This is a genomic window from Leptospira venezuelensis, from assembly GCF_002150035.1.
GTDB classification, from domain to species: Bacteria; Spirochaetota; Leptospiria; order Leptospirales; family Leptospiraceae; genus Leptospira_B; species Leptospira_B venezuelensis.
Genome location: NZ_NETS01000008.1, coordinates 494,125 through 507,288, shown reverse-complemented (window position 1 = coordinate 507,288; position 13,164 = coordinate 494,125). Strand labels below are relative to the sequence as shown.

At 35.8% G+C, this 13,164-nt stretch carries 15 protein-coding genes; 11 read left to right on the top strand and 4 right to left on the bottom strand.

Annotated features, from left to right (window positions below; genetic code table 11):
* The first annotated feature begins 66 nt into the window (after positions 1-66).
* From B1C82_RS06465 to B1C82_RS06420, 10 genes are all read left to right on the top strand, one after another.
* A complete protein-coding gene (locus tag B1C82_RS06465; protein ID WP_086446773.1) occupies positions 67-1,077 on the top strand; it encodes a hypothetical protein in 1,011 nt (336 codons plus the stop codon).
* 41 nt (positions 1,078-1,118) lie between these two features.
* Complete coding sequence (locus B1C82_RS06460; protein ID WP_086446772.1) at positions 1,119-1,811, top strand: hypothetical protein; 693 nt, start codon at positions 1,119-1,121, stop codon at positions 1,809-1,811.
* A gap of 28 nt (positions 1,812-1,839) precedes the next feature.
* Positions 1,840-2,223: a hypothetical protein gene (locus B1C82_RS06455; RefSeq protein WP_157894101.1), complete on the top strand. Its 384-nt coding sequence runs from the start codon at positions 1,840-1,842 to the stop codon at positions 2,221-2,223.
* Positions 2,223-2,663 (top strand): hypothetical protein, encoded by a 441-nt coding sequence (locus tag B1C82_RS06450; protein ID WP_086446770.1) that lies wholly within the window; start codon positions 2,223-2,225, stop codon positions 2,661-2,663. Before B1C82_RS06455 ends, B1C82_RS06450 begins: the two co-directional genes overlap by 1 nt.
* A 62-nt stretch (positions 2,664-2,725) precedes the next feature.
* Positions 2,726-3,283 carry a hypothetical protein gene (locus B1C82_RS06445; RefSeq protein WP_157894100.1) on the top strand — a complete coding sequence of 186 codons (558 nt, stop codon included), beginning with the start codon at positions 2,726-2,728 and terminating at the stop codon, positions 3,281-3,283.
* A 22-nt stretch (positions 3,284-3,305) separates the two neighbouring features.
* Positions 3,306-3,770: a hypothetical protein gene (locus B1C82_RS06440; protein WP_086446768.1), complete on the top strand. Its 465-nt coding sequence runs from the start codon at positions 3,306-3,308 to the stop codon at positions 3,768-3,770.
* 1,108 nt (positions 3,771-4,878) lie between these two features.
* The gene (locus B1C82_RS06435) at positions 4,879-6,534 is read left to right on the top strand and encodes a hypothetical protein (protein ID WP_086446767.1); all 1,656 of its coding nucleotides are present in this window, start codon (positions 4,879-4,881) and stop codon (positions 6,532-6,534) included.
* Positions 6,531-7,526 carry a DnaB-like helicase C-terminal domain-containing protein gene (locus B1C82_RS06430; protein WP_086446766.1) on the top strand — a complete coding sequence of 332 codons (996 nt, stop codon included), beginning with the start codon at positions 6,531-6,533 and terminating at the stop codon, positions 7,524-7,526. The genes B1C82_RS06435 and B1C82_RS06430 overlap by 4 nt, the downstream gene beginning before the upstream one ends.
* Before the next feature lie 117 nt (positions 7,527-7,643).
* Positions 7,644-8,090 carry a hypothetical protein gene (locus B1C82_RS06425; protein ID WP_086446765.1) on the top strand — a complete coding sequence of 149 codons (447 nt, stop codon included), beginning with the start codon at positions 7,644-7,646 and terminating at the stop codon, positions 8,088-8,090.
* Complete coding sequence (locus B1C82_RS06420; protein WP_086446764.1) at positions 8,087-8,662, top strand: hypothetical protein; 576 nt, start codon at positions 8,087-8,089, stop codon at positions 8,660-8,662. The genes B1C82_RS06425 and B1C82_RS06420 overlap by 4 nt, the downstream gene beginning before the upstream one ends.
* 243 nt (positions 8,663-8,905) lie before the next feature.
* Here B1C82_RS06420 and B1C82_RS06410 read toward each other — a convergent pair whose 3' ends face one another.
* From B1C82_RS06410 to B1C82_RS06395, 4 genes are read right to left on the bottom strand one after another with little or no spacing between them, the layout of a single operon-like run.
* On the bottom strand, positions 8,906-9,541 hold the full coding sequence (locus B1C82_RS06410; RefSeq protein ID WP_086446762.1) for an SOS response-associated peptidase: 636 nt from the start codon (positions 9,539-9,541) through the stop codon (positions 8,906-8,908).
* A complete protein-coding gene (locus B1C82_RS06405; RefSeq protein ID WP_086446761.1) occupies positions 9,499-11,826 on the bottom strand; it encodes a DNA polymerase domain-containing protein in 2,328 nt (775 codons plus the stop codon). Before B1C82_RS06405 ends, B1C82_RS06410 begins: the two co-directional genes overlap by 43 nt.
* The gene (locus B1C82_RS06400) at positions 11,810-12,094 is read right to left on the bottom strand and encodes a DUF8156 family protein (protein ID WP_086446760.1); all 285 of its coding nucleotides are present in this window, start codon (positions 12,092-12,094) and stop codon (positions 11,810-11,812) included. Before B1C82_RS06400 ends, B1C82_RS06405 begins: the two co-directional genes overlap by 17 nt.
* A complete protein-coding gene (locus B1C82_RS06395; protein WP_086446759.1) occupies positions 12,063-12,620 on the bottom strand; it encodes a hypothetical protein in 558 nt (185 codons plus the stop codon). Before B1C82_RS06395 ends, B1C82_RS06400 begins: the two co-directional genes overlap by 32 nt.
* Positions 12,621-12,819: 199 nt before the next feature.
* Between B1C82_RS06395 and B1C82_RS06390 the strand changes: the two genes are divergently transcribed.
* Positions 12,820-13,065, top strand: coding sequence for a hypothetical protein (locus B1C82_RS06390; RefSeq protein WP_086446758.1), 246 nt, complete (start codon positions 12,820-12,822; stop codon positions 13,063-13,065).
* Positions 13,066-13,164: the final 99 nt, after the last annotated feature.

Here is a 13,164-nt window from a genome sequence, read left to right as displayed (position 1 = left end):
CCCCAAACCCCTTATCTGTGAAGCAGAAAAAACCTATTGAACTTTGAGTTAAGTGTGGAGGAACGAATGCCTATTTGGAATAAAATTGTTGCCCTGTTACTGGTCTCCTGCCTCTGGACAGCCCTCATCGGTTGTCTTCCCTATATTAAATCTTCCAGCCTAACCTCTGAAAAGGAACTATCTAGGATCCCAGACAAGTCCAAATCAGAGTATGCGGTCGATTACCGACTTACAACTAACGGGATCGTATTCACCTATTTGGAATCACAGGTTACGTATGAGAAGGTAAAGAAAGAGAAAGAGTATTCTATCTCCAGATCACCAGATACCTCTTCAAAGAAAGTTTCATGCGTCTTCACTCGGGAGAAATTAGAAGAAGAGTCTTATTGGAACTGTATGCTTTTTCAACCTCTGAAGACAATGGGGTTAGGGTATGCTTTTACTATTCCAGCAATGCTAGTTGATCTGATTTCGTTACCTTTCGTAGTCGCTTTCTCCGGCTCGAAAGAAGAAACTATCGAAGAGGTTATTCCTACAAAAAAGAAAGAAGTTCAGAACCCTAAGGCTAAACTAAGGCTTCAAAATGAAGGTATTAAGTTTGATAAGACTTTTGCATTTAAAGAAGGCACAGTTGAAATTCCCTTCTCGAATCTCGATGTAAACTTACTTTGGAGAAGTAATGATGAAACAGTCAGTAAGAACTATCACTACTACTTCTCCGTCGTTGATCCTTCCGGAACTGAAATTCTTCCAAAGGAAGTATTTAACGGTCCTAAATTCAGAGATGATAAGAATTTCTTAGCTCTTGCTACTAAAGATTTTGATAAAGCAAAACAATCAGAATTTAAACAGTGTTCTCGTAAGTTCTCATTAGAGAATATTCGAGACGGCTACAAGTATTTTGAAGATAGCGGTCTTTATCTTCGCGAAAACGAACTTGTAGTCCAAATAATTATCAACCGAGCCTGCTACAACTATAGAGGAACAGATTCCTTTAATGATTGTGTAGATGATTTCAAAAGCTGTGTTTCTTCAGTTCGTTATATAGATAACAAAAACCAAAAATACCAAAGGTAACTGTATTTATCTCATTCATGTTAAACCGAGAAGGGGGAAGTATGCATATTTGTAAATTAGCTTTGTTGATTAATCTTTGTCTTTTGGTTTCCTACTGTGGTAACGGAATCGCAGATACTAACAAAAGAAACACTCAGGATCTAGTGAATGTTCTCTGGAATATATCGAATACAAAACTACCAGGAGATGGTTGTCGTTCGGTTTATAATAATATGGGTGTTTCCGGTAAAATAAATGGAGGAATGACAAACTTAGGAGGAAATGTTCTTAACAATCTTGGTGGTAGTTCCTTCTGGTCAATGCCGGACGATATAACAATTATCTTTACTAAAAATTTATACACCTACGAATATCAAAATTACGCAGATCATAATACCTTCGGTAATAAAGTAGATTTCACTAAAGTTTCAACGTATACATACGCTTCCAAAGGGGATTTAGTAGACGAAGGTGAACTATATCCGGGGTCTCCGACTACTAAGAATTTGACATATTCTGTTACGATCACTGGAGGTCCTCAAGACGGAACAAACTACTCTTACACTCGCTCTTCTAATTTTTGGTCAGGTTATTATGCAGGAATAGATTTAAGTTCAGCAACATTCAGCGATAGTAGAATATCTGGATACTTATATTATGAAACAGCCACTGTAGAGTTGAACGGAAGCAACAAGGAGAATTACCAAAGTTCCGTTTATACAAGTGACTCAATAGCTTCCTATGTTTGTCCTTAATTTCTTAAGATTTGTTCTGAGTCTTTTAATGCTTATTTCTTGTGGTCCCGACTTAAAAAAGGAGGAAATCAAGAAAGCATTAAAGGTTACTCACTGTTCCTGTACTAAGAAACCTATTCAATTCATTGGAAGGTTTATCGCTGGTCGTCATCCAGAATTAGCATATGAACTGTTTTGTTCAGCCTCTGTTAGAAATAACTCAAAAGAAATTATCTTCGGTGTTGATGTTACGGTAGAAATTCAAACAAAAACAGGCTATAAACTTTCTGAAACTGATATTACTTCGAATGGAGACAACTACAGACCAGGATCATTAATCTCGCTTAAATCAACTTACGGCTCCCCTTATGACCTCAGGTATGGAAAGACAGATTGTAAGATAAAAGAAGTGTATTTTAAGAGAGAAGAGTAATGAAAGAGAAGCTTGGACTCATTCTTTTATTCATTCTCGTTGCGGGCTGGATCGGGAAATGTTTGGATTCCTGTCATACAAAGCCTTCCGAGAAAGCGTTAGAGAATGCGAAGCTTTTTCCGATTCTTTCTTGTTCCTGTTGGCGTAAGGCTCTTTCTTTTTCTGGATTTATAAACAGAGATAATCCAGAAGCTGGTTACGAAATATTTTGTAAGGCTTCAATAAGAAATAACTCTAAACAAACAATTAAGAACGCTTCTATTAGAGTCTATATTCAGACAAAGAATGATTACGACTTAGATTCAGCGAAGATCCGAGCACCAGAAGATATATATCCGCCTGGATCAGTTATTAAATTCAACCTTGAATCACCGATGGAAAACAAATCCAATTTCTCTAAAGCAAGATGCGAATTGTTGGATATTGAAGAGGTAGATTAAAAAGTAAGTCTTTAACAAATGTTCTAAAGTATGTTGAGAGTAAGTAATTATTCGAAGGAATTATGATGTTAGATTTGATTGAGAACAATTCCTTAACTGAAGGGACTATTGAAGCTCTGGAAAACCTATATTATTTTCAGAAAGAATTAGGAGTTCCCGAGCGATTGCTAAAGCATCATGAAATTACACTTTCTGTTTCTATTAAAATAGTAAATGGTCTCCCAACTGAAATTCGAGAAAATTTATATACAGACATTTTGTTCTCTGGAATTTACTTGCATGACATTGGCAAAATTTTCTACCCAGAGGACTTATCATTTGAAGGAAAGAGCCATGAGAAGGCTGGTAAGGAATTTCTTTTACTATTAGGAATGCCAGAAGAAATAGCTAACTATTGTATTTCCGATGAAATCAATTCAATGGAAAAATTGATATCTGTTATCTCCGATAGAATCTGGACTGGAGTCAGAGACTTAGACTTAGAGATTGATTTAATAGAATTGGTCTCTTTTATGTTAGGTAAAGAATTCTGGGAAACTTATTCAGAGTTAGATGGTCTATTTGAAAAAATCGCAGTAGATTCTTTTGACAAATATAGAAAATTCATAATTATACGTTAGTAGGAATTACCAGGAGTTCGAAATGAAAATCTTCGACTACCGTAGCCATAAAGGAATATTTATTGAAGCCCAGTGTTGGCTCGGAACAGATCCGGAGCTAGAACAGGAAGTCGCGTTTCTGATGCTTTCCTTGAAAAACGGGGAACTTCTAAAAGATTACTATGAAAGCCTCCCACTCGAGCGACATGAAGAACACATTCATCTGAAAGAAGCTTTTAATGGTTTAAGATTTACGGATGGAAGTCGGTATGGAGTAGGTCTTTCATACCAAAATGGAAAAGAAGCTCCAGAAGGATTGCTTTTGCCTTTAAGATCCTTCACTCGTGAGTTTACTTATGACAGGATCGGTGTCAGCGCAGATGCCAATAAAATATCCAAATACTCTTTAGCATACAATGAAAGAGTATATCGGATGATCCTCCAACTCGACAGCCTCATGATACACTTGTCGGAAAACACGAAAGTCAAAGATGGGAACAGAAATTAGGCTTTTCCTCCTTCCAATATTTTCCTTAGAAAAGATCCCATTTAAAGACTCTTAAATAATTGGAGAAGTGCCTCTAATTCGCTTCCATTTCAAATTGTAGGGCTTTGGAACCATTTTCTATTCCCAACTCCTGAAGCCTTTAAAACAGCTCCTATACAGTATCAAAATTAATCACATAATAAATAATCCTAGGATAGAATCCCCCTGGGGGATTCTATTAGGGGGTACTACTAGCTAGTAGTACAATATAAAATCAAATGTAGGTTTAACTACCTTGTATTCACTAGACTTTTTCTAGAATAACAGCTTAAAGGTTTTTGAATATTTCAGATTCGAATTTTGAAATTGGGAGTTTCTATACTGCCAAAATATCTCTGGCGAATAGTAGGATACTTGGGATTTAGCGGTTTTCGGATCTGAAAAGCAAGTTGGAATAGGTAAGAAAATCGTAGAATATATATTACTTAAGTGATAGTTTATGCTAAGGATAGTAACTTTTTTTCCTCAGATTCTTAGTCGTTTTCGACCTATATTTACTATATATATGTAAAGTATATATTCTTCAAATCGGCGTTTGAAATCATTAATTTGATAGATACGGTTTATTAATTTGGAGTGGGTTCCCTGTCACAGTTATTCATGATTTCTTCCTAAAATCATTATATTTTTAATAATATTATTAAATTTCACTAGTATTTAGCTAATTTCTTCATTTTTAATAACATTATTAACGAGACTTTAAAATTTGCAGTCAAATCGCCAATTTGAGCCATTTTACAAATTTTGAGTTCCGATCTGAATAATAGATTTTATTACATCGCAATTCTTTGAAAATTTCAATTTCCTATTCTTCTAACTGGGAACGTATTCCGGCTATTGTATTCAGAATCCATAATATATGATCATAAATAAGTATATATATTATAAATACATAATACAGAAAGAATTATAAAAACCTAAATTAAAATTGCGATTAAGGCGAAATAATCCCCCGATTTCATTCCCGTCAATTTCAGAAAAAATCCTTGAAAGATTTGTCTACATGGATTAGCTCGAATCTATGAGTCAGCAAAGTGAACAATTGAATGAGGAAAGGTTGCCCACTAACATGGAGTTCTACGATACAAATCCACCAGAAATATTTCTAAACATTGCTAAACTTTTGGGATTTGATGTAAGAGCAATACGTTCCGTATGGGATGCAACTGGTAAAAGCAAGGAGAATATACCAAACGATGTTTCTATCATTGGAAATGATGGAACTTTCTATTCCCGCACATTCATTTCAAAGAAAGGAATATCAATGCAGTGGTCTTTAAATCAAAGAATTAAGGACCATAATATCGGGAGAATAACCTCTTCAGATGATCTTCAGGATTGCAAAGTATATCAAAATGAAAAAGTAGATAAGGCTATTACACAAAATCGTTTTGGGAATGTAGCATTATACCAGCATCCTGTCTCAAAAATTTTACTGATCGATATTGATACGCATTGGCTGATGAATGGAAAATCCATTCAAAATTTAGATCTAATAAAAGAATCCATTAAGAGGATATATGATCTCTCTGGAGTATTTCCTGTTTATTCAGAGATTTCCAAGATCAACAGAGGTGCTCATCTATACTACAAAGTCTCTGAAATTGCTCATGTTCCTAAATCTTTTGAGATTCTCAAACGCATAATCCAATCAGTATTCGAGAAATATGATGATTTTGTAGAATGCAGAACAATTCGGGAGAAGCGCATGAGGCTCCCGATGGCTATCGATCGTTTCGCATATTTTCCTGAAACTGGAAGGAGATCGGAAAATCTTAAACAGGTCTTCGATCATATTGAATCGAATGTTAACAACCCTGAGTATACACTTGGTTATAGAGAGTTAGAAGCAAACATATACGCTAAAAACAAAGAGCTACTTACAAAAGAAATTTTAGTGAAATACTTGGGAACTGAAAAGACTTTTCTACGAACCTCAAAATCTGGAAGCAGTAAAACAAAATTAGAAGATATTAAAATAACAGCAGGTAATCGAGTTGGGGGAAGAAAACAACACTTTCGTTTAGCATTCCAATGTATGGATCGTGGATTAAGATATGATGAATTCGTTAAATATAGTTTTCTATGTAATGCTGGCAGCAAAGATCTAACAAGCATTCAAGGTGGTTCGCAAAAGGATATTGATAAAGTCTGCGGAACTGTTTGGAGATCCGCTGAGAAATATAGAGAACGAAAACATGCCAATCCTGAATATAAAAAGTTCAAATCTAATCCTTCCGGTTTCTATAGTAATGACTCTTTAGTTACAGAAATAGACGAAAGGATGATTTCCGATGCATTATGTAAAATGGGTCCAATGCGACATGCCAAGGCTCGGAAGCTGTATTTAATAGCTCGGGAATTTATTGGTAAACAAAACTTTGAATGCCATAACCCCCGATCAGTTTCTCCACATGCTCGGCTGAAAAAAACAACTAAAGAAGCTCTCAAGCACGGAGTTCAGTTTCCCCTAGAATATGTTGGTTCACTTAAGAAATTTCATAAGCTAAGAGGAGATTCTAAGGAGCTTAGGAGGCTTATTTACACTAACAGCGGTTTGTTTAAACAAATAGGAGGTTATTTCAAAAATCCTAATGGAACAAGCTGTAAGAGGTTCAAGTTAACCTACTTAAATGAATACAACGATGGAAACCCTTATATGGACCCACGAGTTGAACCAATAACAATTCAGGAATTTAATAACCAAGGAGAAGGAGAAATATGAGTAACAGAGTCCCTGTTGATATCTCAGATATTCAACCAAGGAATTTATTTGAGAGGGAGTATTTTCAAATATTAGAGGAGAGAACAAGAATGAAAACACAACGATCTTTAGGTTTCGAGAGTTTAGATAAGCTTATCTATTCTCCGGCAGCAATGCATGAGTTAACTATACTCGCTGGTGAATCTGGGACTGGTAAATCCTTATTTGGATTAGCAATGGAGTTGGAACTATTGAAGAAGGGCGTTTGTGTAGTTAAGATCTTTCCTGAGATGGGTAAAACAAGAAACCATGATAGATTTATTAGTATGTTAGCTAATATTGTAACTAAAGATCTGAATTTAGAACTTTTTGAAAAACCAGATAGAATGAATGAAATCAAATATGATCTCTCCAGGTTTACAGATTTAACTAACCGATATTACCCAGTTGATGATAGGAACGTCTCTGTAGAAACCCTACCACTCTACATTGAAAAAGCTAAGAGATATTTCGAGGAATTAGGGGTTCTTCCAAGCGACGAATACATGGTCGTTTTTATAGATCTTCTCTCTCTATTAAATAACTGGGGATCAACTGCTCCTGCTATAGAAGATTCTTTAGCCAATTTAAATCGAGTTATAGGAACTCTACCGATACATGTTGTTGGTATTGTTCAAACAAACGAATCAAAGAAAAGAAGTAGAAAGGATAGTGAAGAGAATAATTTAGAAAATTATTACGTAAATCTTTATGATATAAAAAATTCTGCTGCTTACAAAGAAAGAGCTAGGGATGTTCTCATTCTCAATAGACCAAATGTTATAGCCAGTCGCTTTGATTTACTTTACAACGAGATGCTGGATTTCATCGATGTTTCCTTGCAGAAGTCAAATGATGGTGAAACAGGAAATGCTCGATTCGTATTAGATAATGGTAATGGAATTAAAATTTACCCATATAGGGACCCTATGCTATTCGACTATGATGATTTTCAAGTAACTAGGGATTACTAGTGAAATATCTATTAAAGAGTTAAATGTACCCTAGTTGGTACTAGCTGATAGAGTCCCTCTAGCGAGGACTCTATCCTAGGATTATTTATTATGTGATTAAATTTATGGAGGATAATCATGTTTAGTAAGAAAAGAATAGAACAGTTGAAAGAGGTTCTTAGAGGCATCGGAACAGCGAATATGAAGAAGAAAAGAAGGAGAAAGGAGTATATCGAAAAATTGAGAAATCGAGAGATTACAACAAAAAGATATGCAGAAGAAGTTCCAATTATTGTTCGTAAGCTATCTGATAAGCGATTCGTTAAGGAAGCAATCGAATGTCATCGACTCAATTATGGAGAATTTGCTCTTCAAAATGCATTGGAGGATACGAGAGAAACTGTAGAGATCTTTAGGACTTTCGCGTTGCATAAATTGTGTGAATTGCATGAAGACTATAATGAAATGCGTATGGTGAAATTAAAGGATAAAGAATTCAAAACTCTCCTTGATCGAACTACTTATGAGTTAGTCCAAGTGTATCCTTGGTTATCTGAATTTGAATTAGAGTCTTTGGGTTTATGAAGAAAGATTGGGAAGATGGGTTTATACCTGTATCTCGGATAAAAGGTAGCGGTTGGACAACAGCCGCTATAAAAAAATTCTTGGGAGAACCAGACAAGGTTATGAAGAATCCTTATTATGCTTCGAACGCAATGGTTAATTATTATTCAATACGTCGAATCAAAGAAATTGAATCTTCAGATTTGTTTATTGAATTCGTTAAGAAGAATGAAAAAAGAATCTTAGGGACTAAAAAGACAACAGAGAAAAGAAAACAAGCTAGAATAAAGAAAATTAAGGAAACAGAATTTGAAATTGTAAAATTACCTATTCGAGAGTTATTTCGAAGAACTTTTAATCAATATAACAAGGTAAGGGAATTTTTTGGCTCAGAGGTAAGGGTCTCTGTAAGAAGTAACCGAAAAACTAAGAAGGTATTATTAGAGAAATATATATCGAATAATTTAGTTTTATCTCATAGGAATTATTCTGAGTCTGAAGAAAATAAGAAAAATAGTAAGCCTGATCCGGGGTATTACAAAAAGTATGTTATGCTACTCTATGATGCTTATCCTTGGTTAAAGGATTATTAATGCTTGCTTAAAGAAGGATTTCCATTACTACTATTTTCTAAATGAGTACACCTTGGGACATTACTCGTATTAATTTAAAGCCATGCCCTAAATGTTCTGCCGGTTGGTATGGACTATCCTTTAAGAAAAGGAAAGATCCCATTAATTTAATTTTTGTTTATTGGATAGAATGCGTTTGTGGATTAAGGACGGCAGAATATCAAATTTTAGATCAATCAAAGCTCGATTGGAATAATGAAAAATTCATTTGAAAAGATCGAGGTCATCTAATTTGTTCGGCACTTTTTTATATTCGATCTCTTTTTCACTGGCATGATACAGTAGCTTGATTGGATCTTTAGTGGAGTTATCTAACCAAGTATCAATATCTTCTGCCTTGATCATCGCAGGCTGACGGTCATGTATAGATGAAATATGTTTATTCGCATCTACAGTTATTAAAACAAATCCCTTTTTGGTTTTTCCATTTTTATCTAAGAATTCTGACGTTAGTCCAGCGAATGAAAATAAAGAGTTACTTGATGGAGTCATTTCATATCTATTCTCTCCTTTAGTTTCTAATTCACTCCATTCCCAGTATGAAGTCGCAGGAACTACTATTCTATCTACCTTGATCATCTTCGACCAGATTGGGGAGGAGATTAGTTTATCTTCCCTTGCATTTATCATTAACTGTTTTAACCAATCGAATTTTACACCCCAGTGAAGATAATCTAGTGTTCTTTCTTTTTCACCTTGTCTTATCACAGGCTCGACATGCGTTGGGAATACTTCTTTTTCTTGTCTATATTCTTCTTTGATTTTCTTTTCTTCATGAAAAAGGAGGAATTGTTCTATTACTTGAGAAGCAGAGGCATTAATGGAGTATCTTCCACACATTCTTCGCCTTTAGTAGCAGAGAATATCGGTAAAAGCAATTGATTTTCCTTTAAGGCTTTAAAGTATTCCCGAGGAAGTAAATGTTCCATGATTTCTTCCATAGCCTGGATGAGAAGTCCTCTGTAATATTCTTTGTGAACAGGTGGTCTCTGCTTTAATTTGAGAGCGGTTTCCTCTGGAAGGTAGACTCTCTTACCTTTGTATCCTCGGGTAACCAGATATTTTATTTTCTCTCCCGGCTCCACTGTAATTCCTGCATCCGCTAATGCTTGTAGAGAGTTATTAGAGGCATTGTTACCGACATATGATTCTTTGTCCTTAGAAATCGTTCTGCGAAGGAAGAGATCAGTGATAGGAACGGAGTCGTTCTCTACATCGGTGACAAAAGAATAGAAAAGTTCTTCTATTCTTGGAATCGCTTCTTGTAGCTCCTTCCGAGTTGAACAAGATTCGAGGATTGAAAAGATCGAAGTTTGGAAAACCTTAATATACATAGGCATGTCCTTTCGCCGAACAAACACACCTCGCTTCTTAATTTCACCATTAGAGAATTTACCAAAGTATCTATTTACTACGCCAATCTCATGATCGGTTTTGGATGCAGGAAAGAATAACCAGTCGTAAATTCCTTCGATTTTCAGTTGGATCTTTGTTCTTTCGGAGATTCTTTCACAGAGGATTAGTAACTCTTCTTTGGAGAACTGATCCTCATTTGGTTTTGAAATAAAAAGGGAATCAGTGATCGCATGTAGGAATAGATAACCGGCTTCCTCGGCTTCTTCTTTTGCTATTAGTAATACCTCTCTTCCAATGGCGGTAACGGATTCATGACTTTCTAATCTACCAAACTTAGCGTTACGATATCCGAGGTATCCAAAGGAAGTGACTAGCATCCATTTGAGAGCATTTTGTCTGGCTTCGTAGATTGAGACGTCATCGGGAACATTCTCAATCTGTTCCTTGTAGTATTTCCTTCGTTCTAAGATATCTTCTAAGGCTTCCGAAACAACGCCTCTTCTCTTAGAACAAATATGATAATTGGTTCCGGGTATATAGGTTTTAGTTTCATCGTTATCACAGCAGATACAATTCACGGTTTCTGGACTGATATTATATTTGGACATGATGCTCGGATACATCTGAGCAAAGTCTAACTGTGCTACGTTTTCTAATACGGAACCGGTGGAAAGGTTAGGAATGGTTACTAAACCTCCCTTATCATTTCTGAAAAGCTCATAGAGGGTTTTGGGACGTTCCAGAGCGGCTTTTTGCCAAGGAACAAGATAGTCTCGCTTTAGAGCTACAGCCATCTCAATGTTTGTCAATGCCGTGCCAGTGCTTGCCCGAGCCATCCGTTGAATAGGTATTCTACTAAGTCTAGCTAACTCAATGATTCCAAGCAGGAAAGATTCCTTGAAGACGAAGGAATTGTTACTATCAATATGGAGTCGCCCAAACAAAGGGTAGCTAGCTGCCCTAAAGATCACCTGTCCATAGCTTTCGAAGCTCGTACCTTTATTTTGGATTTTTCGAGTAATCTGTCCTTTATCTCTATCTAAATCTAATCTAATGCGATACTTCTGGCTCTGATGAAACAGAAAAGGAAGGATCGATTGATCGCCATAAGCAGAAAGAATAATGTCCGGATCTCTTTGTTTAAACACCTCATTTAATCTGTGCAAGAGATCAGGGATTTTCTCATAGTATAACTCTTCTCTATAATCCCCGGCTACAAGCACCAAGGGATTTGATTTTGAGTATCCAATCCGGTGATTTTCTTTGAAACTGATTTCTAAAGTAGTCAGGTATGGAACTTCATAATCCTTATCTTTGAGATCTGTTAAGGGTTCTATTTTGATTACACGATTCCGATCATCGTAAAGAACCTTTACCTTTGCTAAAGGGAATAGATTCTTTGAATACAGATATGATGTTGGTAATTCTATATCGGAATGATAGATATCTGCCTTCTCATAGAAAGCAAAGATCTTATGATAAATGGTTCGTAATACCGAAGGACGAGAAAGGCAGATTTTTAGAACAGAAGTTGGTTTGTTATCGTAGAAACCTAACTTAGTTACTCTCTCTGGTTCTTTTAGGAGAGCATGTAATTCTCTAAGACGTTCTATGAATTTATTTTCATATGCTTTGTCTGTTTTGATATAGAATGTTGGATAATGAGAATCATAGAAACAGCGAATTTCTTTTTCACCCTTTACCCAGAGAGTAATATTTCCCTCTAAGTCATAGAGATCTAAAAGGTAACCTTCAAAGGTTTTGCTCATACTGTTTAATGATGCGCTGTAAGTCTGCGACTGCTTTCTTGAGGGAGTTTACTTCGGATTTTATAGTAACTGCTTCGGATAAGAGAACCGTTTCTATCGAGTACGGATTGGAAGCCATTACACCTGCTGCTAACTGTCTCTTAGCATTCCGAAAAATCTCATCGAAAGCTTCTTGATAAACTCTTGGTAATGCACGTCTGAAATCCTGAAACCTCTCTTTCCAGAGAGAATCGATTTCACGAGAATAAGGTTGTAATGTACGTCCCATCTATTTCCTCCGGTGGTTTTATTTCTTGAGGTATAACCTTTAGAGTATTGCTAAGATTTTCTAAATAGAACTGATATTCAGGATCTGATTTCTTGATCGATTCGGAGATGAGAAAGGCGAAGCCAGATTGTTGGATCCTAGCAAACTTCTCTACGAGTCTCTTTAAAAGGAATCGTCGTTCCTCTAATTTCACATCTCCATCAAAGAATTGTTTTGAGGGAGCTAAGAAGAGATACAGTCGGGATCGGATCTCTGGAGCTTCTCCTTCCTCTAGTAGTTGGGTGATAAAATCTAGTAGCTGATATGGCGTGAAGGCTCTCTGGACAAGGATCTGATGAAGAATAGGTAAATTCGAGGATTTCGTCATCTCAGCGATATCGTAGGCTCTGAGGCGTATTGCACAGTCCATAATGTGTAGAGGAATGCCATAGGAGCTTAATTCAGCTACAAAGCGATGAGAGGTAGCATTAGAGAGCCTACCAACGATCACAGGGCTTTTTAGAGGTGCTGGAGGGGAAAAATCCATCAAGGATCATTGTACACAGAGGGCGGACAATTTCTACAAATATATGATTACTATTTATTAGTAATGCAAAAATATGATTAGCATTTATGTCTCCTAAGAGATAAAGCAAAATAGAAATTTCAGAACAAAAAATGAATCTAATCAAAGCCAACGGAGTCTTTAACAAACATAGAAAATGAATCTCTACTAATTAAAGTAGATGAGAAAAAGTAAAATCTTCGTTGTTTCTTTTGATCTTGATACGAAGCTCATGGAAGCAGCCGGATATGATAAATCCAAAATCTCTGGAACGTACCAAAGAGATTTAAAAGCATTTCTAATAGAGTTAGGATTTTTTAAACATATTCAAGGTTCCTTGTATCGAACTGAATATTATTCAGATCAAGAAAATCTAAAAGCCGCAATAATAGAAGCAGTAAGAGAAGAATGTCCTGAGTTTGTTTAATATCTAAAAAGTATGGAACTATACGAATTTACTAAAATTAGCGATATAACCCCGCATATGAAGAATGCTCTCACAAAGGTTACTAGGAAAAAACCAATT